The sequence below is a fragment of the Vibrio sp. JC009 genome (genome assembly GCF_029016485.1).
Classification (GTDB): Bacteria; Pseudomonadota; Gammaproteobacteria; order Enterobacterales; family Vibrionaceae; genus Vibrio.
This window is the reverse complement of record NZ_CP092107.1, coordinates 1,538,148-1,559,838: the sequence shown is the minus strand read 5'-3', so window position 1 is coordinate 1,559,838 and position 21,691 is coordinate 1,538,148. Positions and strand designations below refer to the sequence as shown.

16 protein-coding genes are annotated in these 21,691 nt (G+C 45.7%); 7 read left to right on the top strand and 9 right to left on the bottom strand.

Going from position 1 to position 21,691, the window contains the following annotated elements; all coding sequences use genetic code 11:
- The first annotated feature begins 48 nt into the window (after positions 1-48).
- Complete coding sequence (locus L3Q72_RS21915) at positions 49-921, top strand: AraC family transcriptional regulator (RefSeq protein ID WP_275132683.1); 873 nt, start codon at positions 49-51, stop codon at positions 919-921.
- Between the two features lie 8 nt (positions 922-929).
- On the opposite strand, the gene L3Q72_RS21910 is transcribed toward L3Q72_RS21915, so the two are convergent.
- Positions 930-2,234 carry a methyl-accepting chemotaxis protein gene (locus L3Q72_RS21910; RefSeq protein WP_275132682.1) on the bottom strand — a complete coding sequence of 435 codons (1,305 nt, stop codon included), beginning with the start codon at positions 2,232-2,234 and terminating at the stop codon, positions 930-932.
- A 290-nt stretch (positions 2,235-2,524) separates the two neighbouring features.
- Positions 2,525-2,881, bottom strand: coding sequence for a YibL family ribosome-associated protein (locus L3Q72_RS21905; protein WP_275132681.1), 357 nt, complete (start codon positions 2,879-2,881; stop codon positions 2,525-2,527).
- A 138-nt stretch (positions 2,882-3,019) separates the two neighbouring features.
- Between L3Q72_RS21905 and L3Q72_RS21900 the strand changes: the two genes are divergently transcribed.
- The 4 genes from L3Q72_RS21900 (at position 3,020) to L3Q72_RS21885 (ending at position 8,637) form a co-directional block, all read left to right on the top strand.
- Complete coding sequence (locus L3Q72_RS21900) at positions 3,020-3,646, top strand: hypothetical protein (RefSeq protein WP_275132680.1); 627 nt, start codon at positions 3,020-3,022, stop codon at positions 3,644-3,646.
- Positions 3,647-4,314: 668 nt separating this feature from the next.
- Positions 4,315-5,550, top strand: coding sequence for a carbohydrate porin (locus L3Q72_RS21895; RefSeq protein WP_275132679.1), 1,236 nt, complete (start codon positions 4,315-4,317; stop codon positions 5,548-5,550).
- 105 nt (positions 5,551-5,655) lie between these two features.
- Positions 5,656-7,026 carry a glycoside hydrolase family 30 protein gene (locus tag L3Q72_RS21890; RefSeq protein WP_275132678.1) on the top strand — a complete coding sequence of 457 codons (1,371 nt, stop codon included), beginning with the start codon at positions 5,656-5,658 and terminating at the stop codon, positions 7,024-7,026.
- A gap of 48 nt (positions 7,027-7,074) precedes the next feature.
- Complete coding sequence (locus tag L3Q72_RS21885; RefSeq protein WP_275132677.1) at positions 7,075-8,637, top strand: glycoside hydrolase family 16 protein; 1,563 nt, start codon at positions 7,075-7,077, stop codon at positions 8,635-8,637.
- Positions 8,638-8,697: 60 nt separating this feature from the next.
- Here the strand turns inward: L3Q72_RS21885 and L3Q72_RS21880 are convergent, their stop codons facing one another.
- On the bottom strand, positions 8,698-9,648 hold the full coding sequence (locus L3Q72_RS21880; protein WP_275132676.1) for a MalM family protein: 951 nt from the start codon (positions 9,646-9,648) through the stop codon (positions 8,698-8,700).
- Between the two features lie 384 nt (positions 9,649-10,032).
- Here L3Q72_RS21880 and L3Q72_RS21875 point away from each other — a divergent pair, with 384 nt between their 5' ends.
- Complete coding sequence (locus tag L3Q72_RS21875; protein ID WP_275133770.1) at positions 10,033-11,040, top strand: LacI family DNA-binding transcriptional regulator; 1,008 nt, start codon at positions 10,033-10,035, stop codon at positions 11,038-11,040.
- A 58-nt stretch (positions 11,041-11,098) separates the two neighbouring features.
- Here L3Q72_RS21875 and L3Q72_RS21870 read toward each other — a convergent pair whose 3' ends face one another.
- From L3Q72_RS21870 to L3Q72_RS21845, 6 genes are all read right to left on the bottom strand, one after another.
- A complete protein-coding gene (locus L3Q72_RS21870; RefSeq protein WP_275132675.1) occupies positions 11,099-14,530 on the bottom strand; it encodes a hypothetical protein in 3,432 nt (1,143 codons plus the stop codon).
- A 197-nt stretch (positions 14,531-14,727) separates the two neighbouring features.
- The gene (locus tag L3Q72_RS21865) at positions 14,728-15,708 is read right to left on the bottom strand and encodes an ABC transporter ATP-binding protein (RefSeq protein ID WP_275132674.1); all 981 of its coding nucleotides are present in this window, start codon (positions 15,706-15,708) and stop codon (positions 14,728-14,730) included.
- 11 nt (positions 15,709-15,719) lie between these two features.
- Positions 15,720-16,673: an ABC transporter ATP-binding protein gene (locus L3Q72_RS21860; protein ID WP_275132673.1), complete on the bottom strand. Its 954-nt coding sequence runs from the start codon at positions 16,671-16,673 to the stop codon at positions 15,720-15,722.
- Positions 16,670-17,662 (bottom strand): ABC transporter permease, encoded by a 993-nt coding sequence (locus tag L3Q72_RS21855; protein ID WP_275132672.1) that lies wholly within the window; start codon positions 17,660-17,662, stop codon positions 16,670-16,672. The genes L3Q72_RS21860 and L3Q72_RS21855 overlap by 4 nt, the downstream gene beginning before the upstream one ends.
- A gap of 8 nt (positions 17,663-17,670) precedes the next feature.
- Positions 17,671-18,645 carry an ABC transporter permease gene (locus L3Q72_RS21850; protein ID WP_275132671.1) on the bottom strand — a complete coding sequence of 325 codons (975 nt, stop codon included), beginning with the start codon at positions 18,643-18,645 and terminating at the stop codon, positions 17,671-17,673.
- A 126-nt stretch (positions 18,646-18,771) separates the two neighbouring features.
- Positions 18,772-20,409 carry an ABC transporter substrate-binding protein gene (locus L3Q72_RS21845; RefSeq protein ID WP_275132670.1) on the bottom strand — a complete coding sequence of 546 codons (1,638 nt, stop codon included), beginning with the start codon at positions 20,407-20,409 and terminating at the stop codon, positions 18,772-18,774.
- A gap of 415 nt (positions 20,410-20,824) precedes the next feature.
- On the opposite strand from L3Q72_RS21845, the gene L3Q72_RS21840 reads away from it, so the two are divergent.
- Positions 20,825-21,601, top strand: a complete 777-nt coding sequence (locus L3Q72_RS21840; RefSeq protein ID WP_275132669.1) for a transporter substrate-binding domain-containing protein — start codon at positions 20,825-20,827, stop codon at positions 21,599-21,601.
- The last annotated feature ends 90 nt before the right edge of the window (positions 21,602-21,691 follow it).

The following is a 21,691-nucleotide window of genomic DNA, read 5'->3' as shown; positions in this document are numbered from 1 at the left end:
ATGGCTAATTTCTGCTATCATTCCGACATAAACAGGGAAAATTACGACATGACGACCACTAAGTTTCCATTTGAACCGCATCTGAAGCACCCACATATCCGGTTTGCTCTGCAATCCGGGATACACACCGAGGATTTCCCGCCTCATAAACATGAGTTTTCAGAACTGTTTCTGGTCATCAGCGGTACCGGAAACCACTCCATTGGCGGGTTCAACTATCCCCTTGTGGAAGGCGATGTATTTGTTATTCACGGCGATACAGAGCACAGTTTCACCGATGTGAATAATCTGGAACTGGTTAATCTGATGTTCGACCAGCAATCACCTATTTTTGACTCACCAGAACTGAGGCTGATTCCCGGCTATCAGGCACTCTTTCATATCGACCCGATAGCAAGGCAAAAATCGGAATATTCAGCAAAGTTAAACCTGAACAAAGAGCAGACTAAACACACGGTATCTCTGATAAGAAGTTTAGAAGAGGAATATCACAATGCACCAGCGGGATTTGAAACCATGCTTAAATCCCTTCTCGGTCAGTTTGTTGTCACTCTCTCACGTTACTATCAGGGGGAAAAGGTGGAGACCAATAACTCGACGCTGGTTCTCAGTCGCGCACTGGTTTTTATTGAGCAACACTTTACAGAGAGCAACATAAAAACCGAAGATATTGCATCTTCGGCTTATATTGGCTCCAGACAACTGGAACGGTTATTTAAAAACTACCTTCAGACCTCCCCCAGCCAATACCTGAAACAGGTCCGCCTGAGGTTTGCAGAAAAAATACTAATTCAGGACAAAGGAAAAACCATACAGGCCATTTCTGACCATGCTGGTTTTTCCGACAGTAACTATTTTGCCAAATGCTTCCGGCAAGAGTTTGGCTGTAGCCCTCGCGATTACAGAGCTAAGGCTTCGTAAACCGGATATCAACCCACATTTTTCACCGGGATCCGATCCTTGCTGTCAAACAGGCCTTCGATGTTCCTGATAGACTCTAGCTGACCGTTAAGCCTGACCGCTAAATCAGACAGCTCTCTGGCAGAATGAGACGTCTCTTCTGCTGAAGTCGCCGTAGAGTGGACCACTTCGTCGATCTCGGACATGCCCTGATTAATCTGAGTTAAGCCATCAGCCTGGCTTTGAGAAGCGCTATCTATCTCACCCACAGTGTGGGATATCTCCCCGACCTGATCCACAATCTGATTTAATGCCGTTACGCACTGTTGTGAAATATCATTGCCTTTTTTCACATTCTCAACAGAGGTCTGAATATACTGGGCAGATTCGCTGGCCGCCTCGGTACTACGCTCGGCAAGCTTTCTCACTTCATCGGCAACCACTGCAAAACCCCGCCCCATTTCACCGGCACGTGCTGCTTCTATGGAAGCATTCAGCGCAAGCAGGTTAGTTTGTGATGCAATATCATCAATAACGTTAATTATCTCACTGATTGCATCACTGGACTGATTAATGGCTGCCATAGCAATTTCCAGCTCCTGCATCTCTGAAACAGCATGATTGGCCGCATTTTGAGTCTGTGTGGAAACCTTGCTGGCCCGGGCAGCCCGCTGCGCATTATCACTGGCCTGAGCCAGCACTTCATTTACTGAGCTACCAATTTGAGTAATCGAAGCCGCCTGCTGAGTCGAACCTACGGTAAGCGCATGGCTGGCATCATTAAGATTATTCGCTCCGGATGTCAGGTTTTCACTGATTGCTTCTACATCGTGATACACACCCTGCAGAGCTACTTTTTCGGAAATCTCCTGGACTATCTCTATATGACCGATCTTTTCTCCCTTAAGGCCGGTAAGGTATGCGCTATCAACCCTGAAATCTTTATCCCACTGATGAAAGAAGGTGACCGGCTTGCCCTTTCTCAGGCAATTCACACCGCAATCTTCCGTATTACAGATATTAGCCCCCCAGTTTGAGCAGTGCTGCCCCATCACATCATGCCGGGTAATGCCAAGCGGATCAGTCGCAGCCTTATTCAGAAAAGTCCATTTCATATCCATATCGGTAACGGACAGGGGATTTGGGATAGCATCAATAATCTGCTCATAGAAATTGAAACGCTCTCTGGTTTCAGAATCCAGTTTATAAAAGCAGAACGCCGCCCCGGAAAGAAGTGCGAAAACAATAAAAAACAGAGGCTCCTGAAATGCAACAATCAGAGTTATCAATAGAGATAAAGCCAGAAGCCCAAGTGCAATTCGGTTATAGTTCATGCAGTAATCCTCACTATTCACTTTGACTTAAATTTATCTTGCACCGTAATTATAGATGCATTTATCAGTTAGCATTCCAGTTCTAAAAACAAAACCGCTGCGGTCTTAAACATAAAACGGCAGGCGCAAAAAAGTCAGGTGTTCGATCGAAAGGAAAAAGGCAGAAAATCAATAATGAGGGAGGCAGCATTATTTCGAAAATGCCGACATTTATATGACCCGGAGCCTGACTGATAATGGCTGTGGTATTCACCTTATCAGGCAGGCCGGACACTGAATTTCAGAACGGATTAAAATTTCTTAGGAGCAAAACCCGTCATCGTTTCCAGGCGAAGCTCTTTACCCAGTTTTGTCATAGGGTGAACCACAACCAGACCTTTAACAGACTTCTTCAGTTTGCCCATATCAGCCTGCTCTTCTTTGGTGATTTCACGAGAGAACGGCATATCCAGAAGCTTCTTACGCTCCTTGTTCATATCGTACTGCTGCTTGTGCTTTAGCTGAGAGACTTTCTTAGTCAGCTTTTCTACTTCGTCAGTAAACTTGCTAACCATCGCATGATCACCACGAGATTTCGCAGCATCCAGCTTACGGTTACAGGAATCTAAACGGTTATTTAACTGCTGAATTTCTTTCTTAATGCTCATGGTAGTTACTCTCGGGATGAAAAAGGAGCGCGATTGTAGCACACAAGTCGCAGAAGACCCGGAAAAACTTAAACGATAAGGACTATAGTTATTTCAGAGCTCTCTGTAAAACTTAGCATCAAAACAACTGGTATGGTTATGGACAAAAATAATGCCACTCTCAGATTCTGCAAATACTATGAAAAAACCGGGGTACCGGAAAAATACCGGCATTCATACAGGGTTGTAGATGAGCACTCTCAGCAGGAACTAGCTCACTGCGATATCATCGGGCAACCTCTCACCACAACATTCACTATTAGCGACAACAGCGGGCAATCCTGGTTGATCAAACCAAACAGAAAAATTTTTCCAACACGCTGGATTATTACTGACAGCAATGAAAACACCATAATGCAGTTTGATCAAAAGGCATTAGCTAAATTCGTAAACCCAATATACAAGGTAATGCTTAGCTTTTTAGACAGCGAAGACCAGGAGCATGCTCGTCTGGTTGACCCCAGAGATGGCGTTATTGACCGTATTATGAGTGCTTATACCAGCTCCTGGGTAGTATTAAAAAAGGACATGCCAGTTGCAGAAATGGTATTGCTTCCAAGAAAAAGTAAACCGAAAAAAGGTTTATTAGGAAAGCTAAGAAGCCTGATTAAACTCAGTGATGATGGGTTAATAAGTGCAGGAAGTGAACATTTTATGGCACCACATATCGCTCTTGGCATGTACATCATCTTTCGGGAACTGAGGTCAACAATGGCCGCTACATAAATCTCAGGTAAAAAAAAGCCACTGATAAAACAGTGGCGAATCTTAAGATGAATATCGCAATTTTGAAGCAGTCATTACACCAAGGACTACTGACTCTATTGCTGAAATATGCAGTTCAGGTACTGCTGTTATTCTCCCCCCAGAGAATAGAAACGTTTCGGCTTCTGCTTATCCGAAACGAACAGGTTAAGTTTAGCTAATTAGACACAAAAAGAAAACGCTTTCACAAATAAAAGTACGTGCTAATTGTCACACTCTTAGTATTTTTTGCCCTACAAATCGGCCCTGTATATCCATACCAGAGCACAACCCTTATATTTCAAGCAGTTAAAGATGTAAAAATAATACATCACACAATATTGCTAAACATAAGTGCTATAAAGTTCCCCAAATTATACTTTTTTATGTGCTCTATTACGGAAATGTGACACAAATCCAAGAAAACGCTTTCTTGAGTGAGATTGATCACTTTCCTAAGCGAAGTTACCCCATATACTCAGTCACCAGAGAAAGGGACTACTTACCATCCACGCAAATTTCTTGGTAATAAGGCATAACAAACTTTGTATTGCTAAAAACTAATCCAAAATTTTTTGCCTCAAAAAAGAAAGCGCTTTCTCTTTTAAGTTTAATTTTTAAATAACGGGATAATAATTAGGGGTTAATACATGAAGTTATCGAAGATAGCACTTAGCTGCCTTATCGCAACATCTGGATTATCTGTTGCTGAACTGGCTATGGCTGAAGAAGGTTTTGAGTTCCACGGTTCATTCCGCGCAGGCGTTTTGGTCTCAGAAGATGATGATGATTCTCAACGTTCTGGCTGGGCAGGTGCTACCAAAGAAATGGTCGGACGCCTGGGTATGGAAGCAGATAACGACTTTGGTGTAAATCTGTCCAAAAAATGGACTCTTGATAATGACAAATCCGTAAAAGTAACGGTCGATGTCGCTGAAGAAGAAGATGACTACAGTGCAACAAACTTTCCTGGCGCTTTTGTAGAGTATGAAGGAATCACAGATACTGGTGTACTTTGGGGCGGTAAAAGAGATTACCTGAAAAGTGAAAACTACATCTTTATGACCGACTTCTTCTACGTTGACTACTCAGGTACAGGTATTGGTCTGAAAGACTATGAAATCGGAGACACCAAGTTATCTGTTGCTTATACCGCAAGTGATTTAACGGGTACAGACTCAGATAGCGACAACCGACTAATGCATACTGTCCACGTCGGCACTGATTTTGGGAAGGTGAAAATTGATGCTGCTGCTAAATACATGGGTGGTAACGCGACTGACACCAATGATTACGCAGAAGAAGGTTTCGATATTTCAGCAACCTACTCCATGGACAGCTTTTTTGGTCTGGAAGGTAACGGTTTCTCAAAAATCATCGGTCAGGCAGGTATAGGCCTTGGTGCTCAACAGTTACTTGGCGGCTCACTAACCGTTTATAACGCATACCGCCCTGGTAGTGTAACCAAAGGCGGTGCAAGCGGCGAAGACACTATTGCCAACAACTACGACGATGACACTTCTGCACGATTGCTTCTATGGGGTGGCTACTTCCTGGACAACGGTATCAACATCTTCCCGTCGATTCAGGGCCAGTATAACCACCATGAAGAAGAAGGTATCTATGATTACTGGTTCTCTGCAATGGTTCGCCCGACATTCCCTGTAAGCGAAAACTTCTACGTTCAGACAGAATTTGGTTACGCCTACAAAAACTGGAACGGCGGCACCTGGTTTGAAAAGAAAGCAACAATTGCTCCAACCTTTGTAATGGGTACAGGCACAGGCCCGGCTCCGGAAGTACGCATCCTTGCAAGCTACCTGCCTGAAGCCAATGGTGGTGACGGTGACGTCGTATTCGGTGTTCAGACAGACGTTTGGTGGTAAGCCTAACGAGGAAAATCAGCTAGCCCTGTTTAGCTAAATATAAAAAGGAACCGGTTACTCTCGGTTCCTTTTTTCGCAAAAAGAACACATACGGATATTTAATACATGAAACTATATCAAACCGCCAAGGACTCGGACGACAGGCTTTCAGAAGTGAAAACCCGGGAATTAAGAAGCGAATACCGCGAAGAAGACACCACAACATACACTGATGCCGGCGAACTCTTTGCCGTTTATCTGGATACCGGAAAAACATTTCAGGAATGGGAAGGGTTTGGTGGTGCATTCACTGAGTCTGCCGCAGATGTGCTGAGCCGGATGGGCCCTGATAATCAGGTAAAAATGATGGAAGCCTACTTCCACCCGGAAAAAGGGATCGGTTACAACTTTTGCCGGACTCATATTAACAGCTGTGATTTTTCACTCGAAAACTGGGCCTGTTGTGAGACAGAAGATCCCGAGTTAAAGGATTTTAACCTTGAACGTGATAAGCAGCAGATCATTCCTATGATCAAACAGGCACAGGCATTATCAGATAATGAAATTACTCTGTTCTCTTCGCCCTGGAGTCCACCAGCCTGGATGAAAACAAACGGCGAAATGAACAATGGCGGCAAACTGAAAGCGGAATACCGCCAGGCATGGGCACTCTACTACTGTAAGTACATTCAGTCGATGCAGGAAGAAGGCATTACCATTAGTGCTATCACTATTCAAAATGAACCGGCAGCCACCCAAGTCTGGGATTCTTGCATCTATACCGCTGAAGAAGAACGGGATTTTGTACGCGATTATCTTGGCCCGACTCTGCAAGCGGAAGGCTTAGGGCATATCAAAATCGTATGCTGGGATCACAACCGCGCCGAGGCTTATGACCGTGCACAGAAGATGTTTGATGATGCAGTTGCAAGCCAGTACGTTTATGGTATCGGGATTCACTGGTATATGGGTGATAACTACGACAACCTCAAACTGATTAACGATATCTATCCGGATAAAAAAATCTGGTTCACTGAAGGTTGTCAGGAATGTGGCCCTCATATTGGCGACTGGAATGTCGGGGAGCGCTACGCCCATTCGATGATCAACGACCTGAACCATAACTCCAGTGCCTGGTGCGACTGGAACCTGTTCCTTGATGAAACTGGCGGCCCAAATCACGTTCAGAACCTGTGTAGCGCACCAATAATTGGCGACACAGCGAATGACGATATTATTTTTAACCCTTCTTACTACTACTTCGGTCACTTCTCAAAATTTATCAAACGCGGAGCCCGCAGAGTTGCCATAGCAACAACCAGCGATGACCTTGAAGCGACCGCATTTGTAAACCCCGACGGCGAAACTGTTGTAGTACTGATGAACCGCTTAGATAAAGAAGTGGTTTATGCACTGAACAAGTCTGAGAAAAACGCAGACAGAGGCGCTTATATCCGAATGCCTGCACGTTCTATCCAGACACTTATTATCGAATAAACCTCTTAAGCTTCCGGAAGCCCGGTAAGACGTTAGAAAAGGAATATTATGAAAACAACTGTTATTAAACCAAAATACCTGGCCTGCGCGATCAGCTCTCTGGTTCTCGCTGGCTGTAGTACGCCAGAGCAAGTCATTGTCGATCAGTCCGCTCAGTTCACCCCTGACACAAATATCATCGAGAATAAAAATGGCTGGGCACTGGTCTGGAACGATGAGTTCGACGGTACTGAAATAGACCCGGCAAAGTGGCAGCATGAAACCAACTGCTGGGGTGGCGGTAATCAGGAACAGCAGTGCTATACGAAAAAAGCAAAGAATTCATTTGTCTCAAACGGATTCCTGACCATCCGAGCTCTAAAAGGAAAAACCACTGGCCCGGCAGTACCGGATGACCGGGACGGATACGATACTCAAAAAGCATCACTTCCCTACTCTTCGGCAAGACTGCGTACTAAAAACCTTGCTGAGTGGAAATATGGTCGTTTTGAAATCAGAGCCAAACTCCCGCAGGGGCAAGGTACCTGGCCAGCAATCTGGATGCTGCCAACAGACTATGTATACGGTGGCTGGGCTGCTTCCGGTGAAATCGACATTATGGAGGCCGTAAACCTTCATACCACATATAAAAATGACGACGGTGAAACCAAGAAAGAAAACCGAATTCACGGCACTCTTCACTTTGGTAAAAACTGGCCAGACAACGTTTCATCCGGCGTTTCCTACAACTTTGCCGATGAAAATATCAACCCTGCGGACAGCTTCCACACCTACGCGATTGAGTGGGAAAAAGGAGAGATGCGCTGGTATGTAGATGATGTTCATTTTGCAACTCAAACCATGGACGGATGGTGGACTCATTACAAAGATGAGAAAGGCAACCTGGTACAAGGCCCGGAGGATGCACCATATAATCAGAAATTCCATATGCTGCTGAACCTTGCGATCGGCGGAAGCTGGGCTGCAAACACTAACGATAAGGGAATTGATACTTCGCTGAAGCAAGCGGATATGCTGGTCGATTTTGTTCGCGTTTACCAGTGTGAAAACGCCCCTGAAACAGGCAAAGGGTGTGCGAGTAACCTGAGTGACTCCGCTGTTCAGAACAAAGGCGTTGAAGAGCCGCCTCTTATAGTCAAAAAAGCAGATGTAAACGCAGCTACGTTAAGCGTTATGAAAGGCCCTAAGCTGGAAGAAAGCTTTCTGCTTAATGGCTGGGATGATTCCAGCAATGATTCCCGCTCTGTAACGGAAGACGGCCTTGAAATCAGAATCGTTGGTGCAGGCAATGCGTACATTGAAGCCCCGGGCGGTACACTGGATATGAGCAACTTTGAAGATGGCGAACTTATGTTCGATCTTCAGGTCATCGACGGCAATGCAGATGCACTAACAGTAAAAATGGACAGTGGCTGGCCAAATGTCGCGCCAATCAATATCAAAGATCTTCCACAGCAGGGTAACTGGAAAAGCTACCGTATGAAGGTAAAAGATTTTGTTGCTGCCTCTTCTGCATTTGATATCACTTCCGTGGTCAACCCGGTTGTATTTGAGCCTGTCAATGGCAAAAAGCTCCACTTCAAAGTAAAAAACATCCGTTTTAACAAGTAAGTCATCGTATTCTCCCCATACTGCGGGGAGAATGCTCACCCAAATAAAAACCGTAAACGTTTATTTTTTCAGTGCTTCTATCAGCGCATCTCTCGCCTTAAGTGAGCCTGCTCTCTCCGCATCTTCAACCAGTTTCATTGCTTTATCCAGTTTCCCCTGGCTTACTGCGCGCTCAATAAGCTCAATGAACATGATTTCTGTCTCAGGCTGAACCCCTGCCATTTCATCTTTAGCTTCAACTGCCGGAACAGCAGCTGCTGGCAATACGGTTTTCGCCTTTTTAACATCTTCATTTACATCGTTGCCCAGCACTGCCTGCGCTTCTGAGGAAGAGTCTGGGTCATAGTCAAATGCCAGCCGGAAGGTTCCTGTTGCTGTATGCGGAACCGGTTTGTTGCGGTAAATTCTGTCAACATCATCTGCACGCCCCAATCCAACTGCATCATCAGACAAAGGGGGCAACTCAGTGGTTTGATTCATCGCTTTTTCAGTCGTGAACACAAGAAGATACTTAGGAGCATTGGCTACCGCTTTCACTTCCACTTCACCAAAGTAGCGCTCGCCATGCATCAATGACGCATCCTGATACCGGATGGACTCTTCACTCAGTAACTTAACCGGCTTAAACTGTTTATCTAAAAGCACGATGGAAGGAACAAATACGTTCTTAGCTATAGAAGAAGATACTGCAACCTTAATGGTCCCCGTAGCCTCGGGTAATTCAACCCCCTTCACAAAGGACTTACCTGTAGCAAAACGGAATGCTTCACTTTCCGGTGTAATAAAGAAGTCATATTTACCCGGACCTTCTATCTGCTGAAAATCGAGCTCCGACAATGAACTACAGCACTCAGATGCACTCGCGAGCGCCTTGTAGCCTACTTCAGGATTAACGCTCTGAACCTTGTTTATCTCAGAGCTACCATAGTCTACGACCATGCTTTTGTTGTTCGAGCATGCACTAACTGACAGTGCTATCCCTACGATTAACGCAATTTTTGTGTATCTCATATCAGACCTAATTCACTGAAAAACAGCCGGAACTGCTGCCAGCCCTTAATACTTCTTTACCGCGACCACTAAAGGAAGCGATTTCACAATGTAAACAGAAACATTCCTAATAAATATAATGTAAGACACATGGGGTTTAATAAAAAATCCATATATGTCATACCATTAACCTTTTCCACAGAGTATAATATAAGTTCTGTTTGTCTTCAGTGACCTTAATCACTAATGAAAGCGCTTTCATGGATAATGCAGTACTTAGCCCAATTCATGACAGACATCTACAAATCAGGCTCATATTAAGCTCAGGGTTTCTATCCGGCTTCAGATACAGGTAACATAGTGGTAAATAAAACAGATAAACTTCTATTTGCAGAGGAAGGCAAATTGATCACCATAAAAGAAGTCGCTGAATTTGCGAAAGTTTCCCAGTCTACTGTGTCCCGTGCTCTTAACGGACACAAGTCAGTAAAAGAAGCGAACCGGATAAAAGTATTCGAAGCTATTGAAAAACTGGGCTATCAGCCTAACGCATTTGCGCAAGCGCTTGCCTCAAACCGTTCACACAGTATTGGTATGCTGGTCGGTAGTTTGGACGGTCCCTTCTTCGGACCTATGATGCATAACGCTGAACTGGCGGTAAGAAAAGAGAACTACCACCTGATTATTACCAGCGGTAACGAACTGTACGAGCAGGAGCAGGAGTCCATCCGTTTTCTGCGTTCTAAAAAAGTGGACGGTCTGATCCTGGTTTCCGATATGCTGACAGACAGCGATATCCTGAAAATCTGTGAAGATATTCCGGCCACTATGGTCCTGGATCGTTATATCCCTGAAATCAAAGACAAATGCATTCTGATTGATAATGAGTTGGGTGGTTTCCTTGCTGTGGAACATCTGATTCAGAAAGGTCACAAAAAAATTGGCTGTATTACAGGGCAGATGAGTAAAGTCGATAGCCGGGACCGCCTGCAGGGCTACCGAAATGCACTGGCAAAATACGGTATTGAATATGACCAGAATCTGGTTGTAGAAGGACGTTTCGATTATCAGGGCAATAACGACGCGGTAAGCAGACTGCTTGGCCGTGATGAAGAGATGACCGCCATCTTCTGTATGAACGACAATATCGCAGTGACTGCCTACAGTACCTGCCTGGAAAGAGGCATGAAAATAGGTAAAGACATTTCCATTGTGGGCTACGATAACAGTACTTTCAGTCAGCATATGAATCCGGGCCTGACAACCATTGACTTCCCGATTCAGGAAATGGCAGTTCAGGGAGCTGCGGGAGTGTTGAGTCTTCTTGCGGGTAAGGGGATTGAGAATATTGATACTAAGTTGTTGCCGGGGTTGGTTGAACGGGGGTCGGTTCGGGATTTGACGGAAGGTTAAGGCGGCAGGTTCCAGGTGACAGAAACCTTATACCTGTCACCTGTTACCTTTCACCCCACTACGCTTTTGGTAAATAAACCTTAACGCTCTCAACCTTCCCGTCACGCATAAAGATACTCTTACTCACATTCGCAGGAATAACGCTGCCTGCAATTTCAAGCGTTTCACCTTCGTTAGAGGTTACTTCGATCTTCATCTCTTCAGCATCAAGCTGCTGATAAACGAATGGTACCTGGCAGTAAGTGAATGCAAGACCGTCTTCCGGGATCACTTTGGTCATCTTGTCGCCCTTCACGTTCTCAAAACGGAACGGCAGAGACTGAGAGATAAACTCATTGCGGTTAAGCAGCGTAGGATTGATCTCAATAGCCGCATCTTTCACAATCAGACCCAGCTCACCGAAACGGGTGATGATCTCTTCCTTCACCTGACCTGTCATACCCGGTTGCTGAGCACCTGCGTGCTTAGGCGTGTGGGAGTACGGGTCCGTCGGGAAAGCGCCGTAGTTTTCCGGTGTCTTGTTAAAGCCGATACCTTCACGAACACGGTAGTAGTATTCAGCCAGTTTTGCAGTCTCTTCACTTGCAGGATCCTGCTCCAGTGCTGCCTGATAGTTTTCCTGAACCGCCAGAAGCAGTTTGGAAACCATGTGCCAATAGATACAGCCTAAGCCTTCATAACCAAACATGGTTCCTGAACGGCCGGTAAACGCTCTGTGATTGAATACTTCTTCGTAGATATCGTAAACACCCTGCACAGCGTCTTCAGAAACTTCTGCATATTCTGCGCGAAGTGCTGTGATTTCAGCTTCAAGGAAACCGGCATTTTCAAAGTCAGCATTGAAGTGATAGCCACCTTCAATATCTGAGTTCAGGATACGCGTATCGCCTCGCTCTGCCATTGCTGCAAGCAGTGCGTTTGCTTTCACCATAGCCGCAGGAATTGCATTCTTGCCCACAAAGGCCGTCAGGTCACGGTCAGGGTAAAGCATAAAGCTCTTCTGATCTTCACGGTACATATCGCTGGCAAACAGGCTGTCCAGCAGCGCCACCGTCTCTTTAGGAGACAGAGAGCCTGCACTCAGGATGGAAACCTGGCCTTCAAGCATTGGGTACAGCTCTTCAACTGACAGCTGATCAGCGCTGTAGTTAATGATGTTATATGCGTTGTACAGGCCGTCTTCACGCTTGTTGTTTGCGATGCTGCTATCAAGCACTTCCAGGCTCACATCCATAAGCTTAATCACTTCAGCCAGCTCGATGCCTGTCTTACCGGAGAAGCCCTTACGGTAAATCTTCTGACGGTAGTCATCAGCCGCTTTCTCAAGCTGAGTCAGGATTGCGCGGCTTGTCTGACGGGTTACTGTCTTACGGCGGATTTCCTGAGCAGTTTTATCCAGAATGGCGGTGGTCGCAATCATCCAGTCCGCCACTTCATTCGAAAGTGACACCGTAGACGGCGCTTTTGCCATCAGCTTCTGCATAAATGCCACATAACGACGCATGTAGTACAGAGTCACCATAGACAGGCCGTTACCTACGATTGCGTTGTTTGCATCATTCCATTCCGGACGCTGAGTATTCAGCCAGATACCGCCGTCAAGCACCAGATTGCTCAGCTTAGCCAGCAGAGGAACCAATACCTTCTCCAGCAGGTTCACCTGATAGACTTCGTTATCTGAATCAAGGATCAGGCGGCCATCGCTGCCAAGTTCAGCCACTTTACGCAGAATTTCAGCCTGAGTGTCATCATTAAAATTCACTGTGTCCTTCGGATTATTGAACAGCGCATCTACACCACACAGTTCGTATGGTACATTTGCGTAGCTGAATACTTCATCCGAAAGCAGTGCGATCAGATCGTCCTGCTGGTACTTATCAGCAAGTTCAAGGAACTTAAGCAGGTAGATGATCTGATGATCACCCCAGTAACCAATGTTGCTCCACGGGTCATCCGGCTCAATCACTTCCCAGTCGATACCATCTTTGGTAATACGGTAAGGGTTGTAGCCATCAGCAGTTGAAGCGTTTACAAACTTAGCAATAAACGACTTCACAAACTCAGGATAGCTCAGTGCAGACGCTTCCCAGTTCTGGAAGATATCACGCCAGTTACCCTGGTAAGAAAGCAGGCGGTCACCGTTCTCATCACGTACTTTAATTTCATAGTGGTTCCACGGACGGCTCGGGTCACCGTGACGGCGGCCAAATGTCAGAGGAAGGTACTCGTAGCACAGACGGGTCAGCTGAGCATCGCCAGTCTCAAGCGACTTAGCCACCAGCTCATTGTTGGTAAACCGTTCAGGCAGTGCGTCAAAGAAAGCCTGATTGCGCTCAACAACACGCTTGTTGGCATTCAGCATGGTTTTGTAAACGTCTGCTTTGTCCAGATCGTAGTTATTTTCAAATACACCGCCACGCATATTGTTAAACAGTACGTTGGCATAGTGGTGAACACTGGTGTTCTCTTCAGAGGTCAGCTGCCATGCATCCGCGCCGGACATCAGGCTAACCAGCTCGTTGTGGTTTTCTGCAACACTTGCTTCTACCGCTTTCTCCAGATCCGCATCTTTGATGGTTTGCTTTAGCTTAGCGATGTCAGCGTGTGTTTTATCGATATCCGCTACGATCATCCAACTGCTCTGGCTGTTTGCTTTCAACGCCACTGTTTTATGCACAAAGTAGGCACCGCGCAGACCTTTTGTCAGCGATTCGTTACTGATCTCTGCGCCTTTACGGAACGCATTTACCTGCCTGCTTGAAAGCAGGATCTGTGAATCCTTATCACCGACATTAAATACCGTTGTTGCACGCAGAGATTCCGCCGGTTCCGCTTTATCACTCAGGGTGGCGTACATGGTAAACAGTGCCAGCGGGCTCTCTTCTACCTGTTCGTTCCACTTGTATGCATCAACCAGTGCGCTTCTTGTCTGCAGTGCTCCGAGTGGCGCACCAGAAGGAAGAAGGTTCTGGATACCGTCTAATAGCTCGATTTCACGGTCTGCACCGGAAAGGTCTTCAAGAGCAGACTTACGGATAAAACCGAACTGCTCTGAAGTGTTCCAGCTGTACTGAAATTTGATACCCAGCGTGCGGTTAATTTCTTCAAATGTGATCTTGTCACCAACCGCATTCTTGTACAGATTTCTTTCTACTTCATACAGGCCGTTGTGGTGTTCGTTAAACGGTTCCCACTTAGCGGTTCCGTTTTCACCTTTGATCCGGACAATGGTCTTTGAACCCGTGTTTTCTGAGTTCTCATGAATATGGTCAACAGACTTATAAGGGAACAGCGCATTCTCAGGGCGTATGCGGCCTGCTGAAAGGCTACCGGTGGATGAGATAAACAACCAGTGGTTGCTGGCAGATACAACGCTGATAAAGAACGGAGGCATCTGATCAACGTTCTCGATTTTGTAGAAACGTTCGCCGTCCAGGTCAACAAACTGACCGGTCACCGCTTCTGATTCTGAATAAGACTTATGTTCCATCGTTATTTCCAAATGGTTATAAAAGCGCTTTCTTATGCGCAATTTTTAAAACTAATTCTTTCCCGTTACCTCGTTCCTACGCTTGTGCGTAGTGGTGCATATCGGGCAAAAAGCATATCGATAACCGTTTTATCTTTGCCTTTAAGTCCCATATACATTCCCACGCCGGAGCATGGGAACGAGTAAAAAATTAAAACTTATAAATGGTGACAACGCGCGTAATGATTGTCAGCAACCTTAGTTGCTTCTGGCATGCTCTTAGTACACTCATCGGTTGCCTTCAGACAACGTGACGCAAAAGGACAACCCACACTGCTTGGCTTCCACTGAGGGATCTCACCCTTCTTAGCCGCAAGATCACGGCGGCCTGCATTGCCAACTTCAGGTACAGCGGAAAGCAGCAGCTGAGAGTATGGATGTTTGGGATTTTGAGTCACACTGTCACTTTCACCCCACTCTACCATGTGGCCCACGTACATAACTGCGGTCTTCTCAGCAAAATAGCGCGCGGTTGCGATATCGTGTGTGATGTACATAAAAGAAATGCCATGCTTATCTTTCAGGTCGGACATCAGGTTCAAAATACCCAGGCGAACTGACACATCCAGCATTGAGATAGGTTCGTCAGCCAGAATCACTTCCGGGTCAACGGCAATTGCACGGGCAATAGCTACACGCTGACGCTGACCACCACTTAGCTCATGCGGGTATTTTTCTGCTGTTTCTTTAACAGGAGAAAGACCAACCAGCTCAAGCAAATCATAAACAAGCTTACGAACGTTCTTCTTATCCGCACGCTTATGGATAAGCAGAGGACGGGCAATGTGGTGGTAAATGCTGTGAACCGGGTTCAGAGAACCAAACGGGTCCTGGAAAATCATCTGCACCTGGCGCGCATATTCCAGCTCACCGTTCTTTTTGATGTAGTCTGCAATCGGCTCACCTTTGAACAGCACCTCACCGGCTGTTTTCTCGTAGATACGAGTCAGAATACGGGCACCGGTACTTTTACCTGAGCCGGACTCACCTACGATTGCCAGTGCTTCACCCTTTTTCAGCTCGAATGACACATCATTCATCGCACGCATGTAGTTGTTCTTTGCTGACTGACCGATAGGGAAATCTTTTACCAGATTATTTACCGACAGGATCACATCGTTATTTTGTAAATTTTCCATCTGAATTCCCCTTATACAAGATGACAAGACACCTGGTGTCCCGGCTCAATCATTTTCAGTGTCGGATCCGCCTGCTTACACTGAGCGAAACACTCGGTGCAACGATCCTGGAAGTTACAGCCCTGAGGAATTTTCAGCAGGTTAACCGGGTTACCAGGAATACCGTACAAACGCTCTTTCGGACCGTGAATGGTCGGGAACGACGCAATAAGACCCTTGGTATACGGGTGCTGAGGCTCGCCAAATACGGTTTTCGCATCACCCAGCTCAATCAGGTTACCGGCATACATCACACCGATACGGTCTGCAATTTCGCCCATCAGGCTAAGGTCATGACTGATAAACAGGATAGAGAAACCAAATTTTGTTTTCAGATCGTAAAGCTCATTCAGGATTTCACGCTCAACCACGACATCCAGCGCTGTTGTCGGTTCATCCATAATGATCAGCTTAGGCTCAAGAGCCAGCGCTACCGCAATAACCACACGCTGACGCATACCACCACTTAACTGGTGCGGGAAGGCAGCCAGACGGTCTGCGTGGATGCCGACCACTTCAAGAAGCTCAGCCGCTTTTTCATAAGCCTGCTGCTTAGTCACAGGCTTGTGAGCAAGGATTACGTCCGTCAGCTGTTCGCCGATAGTGATTACCGGGTTTAGTGAGTTCATCGCACTCTGGAATACAACCGATACGTCGTTCCAGCGGAAATCTCTCAGCTGCTTGTCGTTCATTTTCAGAACGTCCTGTCCCTTGTACAGAATCTCACCTTCAGAGATAAGAGCCGGAGCTTTATGCAAACGAGAGATAGCAAAGGCAAGCGTACTCTTACCACAGCCAGACTCACCGGCAATACCAAGGGTTTCACCCGGAGCAATGTTCACGCTTACGTTGTTTACTGCACGCGCCACACCGTTTGGGGATACGTAATCTACACAGAGATTTTTAATTTCAAGTAAGTTGCTCATCTTAGACCTCTGCGAATATCAGCTTCTTTCTTCAGTTTGTGCCACAGTTTGATGTGCGGGCCGGTTTTCAGTTTAGGGTTACTCACCTGGTCAATAGCCATGTTAATCAGTGCTAGACCACCACCAGTGATTGCCAGTGCAATTGCAGGCACCATCATCTCCCACCATGCGCCTGTATACAGTGCTGATGAAGTCTGTGCCCAGTAAAGCATTGAGCCCCAACTTACTTCGGTCGCATCACCCAGACCCAGGATGCCCAGACCGGCTTCCGCGCCCATTGCATAGATAACCGCACCAAGGAAGCCACCAAACACAATTGAGATAAGGTTTGGCAGAATTTCTACCAGAATAATGCGGATTTTAGACTCACCCATTACTTCAGCAGAGATAATGAACTCTTTGTTACGAATCGCCAGCGTCTGAGCTCGTATTACCCTCGCCCCCCAGGGCCAGGAGGTTATCCCGAGCAAGACGGTTATGACCAGCGACCCCACTTGCCCCAGAAAGGCCGCCAGCACAATCAATAAGGGGAGCTGCGGAAATACCAGAAATACGTTCGTCAGAAAGTTCAGACGTTCGTCAATCTTTCCACCAAAGTAACCTGAAGAAACACCCACGATAACTGCCAGAGACATTGCAATTGCACCAGCACAGATGGCAACTGTCAGAGACTTTCTTGCTCCGTAAAGCACCTGACTGTATACGTCACGGCCGCTACGGGTTGTACCCATAATGTGTTTAGCACTTGGCGGCTGGTGCGGACGGGCAACACGCTTTTCCGGGTTATGCGTAGCCAGAACAGGAGCCATCAAGGCACCACATAAAATGACTGCCATAAGGAAGCCACCGATAATCGCAGGTGGGTTACCGTAGAAGAATGCGTACAGCTTACCCATCACTTCTTTAAACTTTTTCATTCCGCCCGAAGGCTCTTGTACTTGCATTGAAGTTTCACCTGAAGATTGGTTAGTTTGCATAGTGTTATCCATAATGAAACCTAGTGAGAAATTCGTGGATCCAGCCAGACATACAACAGGTCGGCAATAAAGTTTGCTGTCAGTACCGCTGTAACAAGAATCAGCAGGATGGCCTGAATCAGCGGGTAATCACGGGCGATAATGCCTTTCAGCAGAATGTTACCCAGACCCTGATAGTTAAATACCACCTCGGTCATAATCGAACCGGCAAAGGAGAAGCCGATAGCCATCGCAATCGCGGTTGCAACAGGAAGAATGGCGTTACGGCCCGCGTAGCGGTACATCACGCGGAAGCTGCTAAGACCTTTTGCCTCAGCCATGGTGACATAATCTTCGCCAAGGACGTTGATCATTGCGTTACGCATGTTGAATACCCAGGTAGAGATACCAACTACTACCATTGAACCTACTGGTAAGATTGCGTGCTTAGCGACACTGCCAATAAACTCAAGGGTGAAAGCCGGTTCCAGTTCAGGATTGTAGGTGTAAGCCAGCGGCAACATGTCCAGTTTTAGACCAAAGATGTAAAAAAGAAGCAGCGCCGTTACTATGTATGGGAAGTTGCTGATAAACGCCAACACTGGTGGAACAACCTGACCAAAAAATCCTGCGCGGTGATATGAAGCGTAAGTACCGATACTTACACCAATAATCAGAGCAACAATCAGAGACCCGAGCGCAAGGAACATTGTCCATGGCAGAGCCATAGCGATAACATCTGAAACACCAACCGGGAACATAAGTACAGATGGACCAAGATCTAAAGTGAACACACTTTTCAGATAGGACAGATACTGCTCAAAGATGTTTCCATCAAGGAAACCATACATTTCTCGTACTGCATCCATCTGAGCAGGGTCCATCCGGCCTTGTGCTGCTGCAAACAGAGCCTCAACCGGATCGCCAGGCATCAGGCGAGGCAGCATAAAGTTAAATGAAATCGCAATGATAAAAGCAGTGAAATAAAAACTAAAACGACGAAGTAAAAAGGACATAACGCATCTTTTAACCAAGGGGATCAGGTGCCTGTCCCCTTATTTGTTTTTTACCCAAGGGGATCAGGTGCCTGTCCCCTTAATATTTTTCAGGGGAACAGAAATCTGTCCCCTTAATTACCTTATTTACTTAAGGTGTAGATTGTTCAGGATGATTACGCGCTTACCGCCAACGTACCATACAGGCTGAACATAAGGATTCTCTGCACTTGGCCAGCCAGCGATCTTTTCAGTGCGGTACTGATACCAGGTTGCATTGGAGAACAGTGGAATAAATGGCAGTTGTTCAGCTGTGAACTGCTGAAGCTGGTCAAGAATCTTTTGCTGTTCAGCTTTATCGCCAGTCTTACCAAAGCTGTCGATAAGAGCATCAATTTCAGCTGAATTCACACCGTGACCGGCATGCCATGTTTTACCTATGCGGGAAGTAGAGAAATACTCCTGATAAGCAAGGATCGGGTTTGTTGCAACCAGAGACCAGTTAATAGACATTTTATATTTGCTGTCCTTCAGGTTCTTATCATAAACCGCCCAGTCAACTGTCTTAACGTTGGCCTTGATGCCTACCTCTTCAAAGAACTCAGTTGCCATCTGAACAACCTGAATCCAGTCAGTCCAGCCGTTTACAACTTCAATATCGAACTCAACTGTCTTGCCGTTAGCATCATCACGGAATCCGTCACCATTTTTATCTTTCAGACCAGCTTCATCCAAAAGCGCTTTAGCTTTTTCAGGGTTGTATTCTGTAAGGCCACTGTATTTCGCAGAGATACCTTTGTTGATAAATGGTTTGTACAGCTCACCAATACCGCCGGCATTGAAGTTAGCTGTCGGATAGCCATAAGCTGCGATATCAACAATAGCTTCACGATCCAAAGCCATAGAGAGTGCTTGTCGGACACGAAGGTCACTAAATGGTGCTTCTTTGGTATTTACATACAGATGGATTGCATCATTTGCCGGGTACCAGTAATGGTTGTGCTCAGGATCGGCAGCAACAAAAGTAGAATCAATATCCGCAATAAAGTTTGAACCCCAATCGATTTCACCCTTAATTAATGCAGGCTGAATCTGAGAGTTATCGTTGTATGAACGGTAAGTCACGCAATCAAGATAAGGACGGTTTTCAAGGTAGTAGTTTTCGTTTCGGCAAAGCTGCATCTGCTGAGGCTTAAGGTACTTAACCGTAGTCATAGGACCACTGCCAACCGGATTTGGGTTGGTGAAGGTTGTCAGGTCTTTAGCTTTAGACCAGATATGCTCAGGAACGATATGGTATGCAGCAAGGTTCCAAACAAAAGTTGAGTCTGGTGATGTCAGATCAAAAGTAACGGTTTTCTCGTCAACGGCTTTGATACCTTTTAGATTTTTACCTGACCAAATACCTTTTGAATCAAATGCAGGCGCGTCTTTAGTGATCATAAAACTGAACACAACGTCTTCAGCGGTCAGCTTTTCACCATCAGACCACTTCAGCCCATCACGTAGTTTAAGTGTGATTGTTTTCAGATCATCAGAATAACTAATAGATTCTGCAAGACGATAATCAGTCTCACCTGTCATATTATTGAATACAACCAGAGGCTCAAACATGATCCCGTGAAGAAGGTCACCTGTTGTATATGGGTTAAAGTTTTCTACGAAACCAGTGTTAATAATAGGAACAGTCAGTGTACCGCCTTGTTTAATCTCATCAGCCTGTACTGTAGCTGAGGCAAACATTGCACCACAAAGAAGCGAAGCTAATAAGGTTTTGTTTTGCATCACGTTTTCCCTTTTTTGAATGATATTGTCATTTTATGAAAGCGCTTTCTTTTTAATTAAAAGAAAAACCTGACCAGGTTTTATTTCTTGAATAAGACTTTTTGAAAGCGCTTTCTTAAGCAAAGATTACCGTACCTGGCCATACTCAACAATCACATATACGCTGAAACTGTACATCGATCACAATTCTATGGTCAAACACAACCCTCACCACTTAAAGCTAAAGCAGACAATGTAATTTTTGTGGAAAAGTCGCAATAAAGATTTCAGATACATAGATTCATCGCAGAAAATCCTGGTCACAAAGCGCGGCGAAAGCGCTTTCTTTTTATTTTAAATGATGTAACAGTAACCAGCAGATAAACAACTCCATTTGAAGCAATCGTGATTGCGGTCACTAAACAAACCTCAAACTATGATGAATAACAGCAAAAACAAGATTACCTTCTGGAACGGAAACAAATCGATAGCCAGACAAGCCCACGAATTTAAGCTACTCGAAGCGGTATTACAGGCCAGCTGCGACACTTATGGCGATTTCACCCTGCAAAGTGACTTGATGGATTACCCTGATGCAGAAGATGAAGGCAATATTTTCTATAAAGGGGCAGATATTCTGGTTACCGTGGCCGAAAACAGCAAGTTTCACGGTAAAGAGTTTATTGAAATCGGTACTCCGCTGGCTAAAGGCATTCTGGGCAACCGGATCCTGATTATTCGCCAGGAAATGCAGGAGAGCTTTAAAAGCATCAAAGAAGCAGAGTTAAAAACGCTAAAAGCCGGCATTCCTGCAACCTGGGCTGACGCTGACCTGTTTCGCCATAACGGCTATAAGGTCGTAGAGAAGGGACTGTTTGAAGAGATCTTTCAGCGTCTGAAGGCGGGAGAATGCGACTATGTCTCACTTGGCGCAAATGAAGTGGAAACTATCTTCGACACCATGGCGAGCGCCATCGGGGGATTAGCTATAGAGTCTGATCTGATGCTCTATTACCCCTTCCCTCTGGTTTTCTACGTTCACCCGTTAAAACCTGAACTGGCTGAGCGCGTAGAAAAAGGACTAAAAGAAATAACAGCAAGTGGCGAATTTGATTCTCTTTTTGAGCAGTATTACGGAACCTGCGTCCGTTCCTTAGCTTTAGAAAACCGCAGAAAAATAGTACTGGAAAATCCGCAACTTCCCCGGGTTTAATCCTTAAAACTTTTCCTCTAACTTTTCAGCTCAATGTTACATAAATGGCTCACCCTTATTATAATTAGTGTGAGCTTAGTAACGCACAGA

Bases quoted from the DNA above. Each gene is read 5' to 3' on its own strand.
- L3Q72_RS21850 (WP_275132671.1), bottom strand. From the start codon at position 18,645: ATGTCCTTTTTACTTCGTCGTTTTAGTTTTTATTTCACTGCTTTTATC.
- L3Q72_RS21885 (WP_275132677.1), top strand. From the start codon at position 7,075: ATGAAAACAACTGTTATTAAACCAAAATACCTGGCCTGCGCGATCAGC.
- L3Q72_RS21855 (WP_275132672.1), bottom strand. From the start codon at position 17,662: ATGGATAACACTATGCAAACTAACCAATCTTCAGGTGAAACTTCAATG.
- L3Q72_RS21910 (WP_275132682.1), bottom strand. From the start codon at position 2,234: ATGAACTATAACCGAATTGCACTTGGGCTTCTGGCTTTATCTCTATTG.
- L3Q72_RS21845 (WP_275132670.1), bottom strand. From the start codon at position 20,409: ATGCAAAACAAAACCTTATTAGCTTCGCTTCTTTGTGGTGCAATGTTT.
- L3Q72_RS21900 (WP_275132680.1), top strand. From the start codon at position 3,020: ATGGACAAAAATAATGCCACTCTCAGATTCTGCAAATACTATGAAAAA.
- L3Q72_RS21915 (WP_275132683.1), top strand. From the start codon at position 49: ATGACGACCACTAAGTTTCCATTTGAACCGCATCTGAAGCACCCACAT.
- L3Q72_RS21880 (WP_275132676.1), bottom strand. From the start codon at position 9,648: ATGAGATACACAAAAATTGCGTTAATCGTAGGGATAGCACTGTCAGTT.
- L3Q72_RS21890 (WP_275132678.1), top strand. From the start codon at position 5,656: ATGAAACTATATCAAACCGCCAAGGACTCGGACGACAGGCTTTCAGAA.
- L3Q72_RS21905 (WP_275132681.1), bottom strand. From the start codon at position 2,881: ATGAGCATTAAGAAAGAAATTCAGCAGTTAAATAACCGTTTAGATTCC.
- L3Q72_RS21865 (WP_275132674.1), bottom strand. From the start codon at position 15,708: ATGGAAAATTTACAAAATAACGATGTGATCCTGTCGGTAAATAATCTG.
- L3Q72_RS21870 (WP_275132675.1), bottom strand. From the start codon at position 14,530: ATGGAACATAAGTCTTATTCAGAATCAGAAGCGGTGACCGGTCAGTTT.
- L3Q72_RS21895 (WP_275132679.1), top strand. From the start codon at position 4,315: ATGAAGTTATCGAAGATAGCACTTAGCTGCCTTATCGCAACATCTGGA.
- L3Q72_RS21840 (WP_275132669.1), top strand. From the start codon at position 20,825: ATGATGAATAACAGCAAAAACAAGATTACCTTCTGGAACGGAAACAAA.
- L3Q72_RS21860 (WP_275132673.1), bottom strand. From the start codon at position 16,673: ATGAGCAACTTACTTGAAATTAAAAATCTCTGTGTAGATTACGTATCC.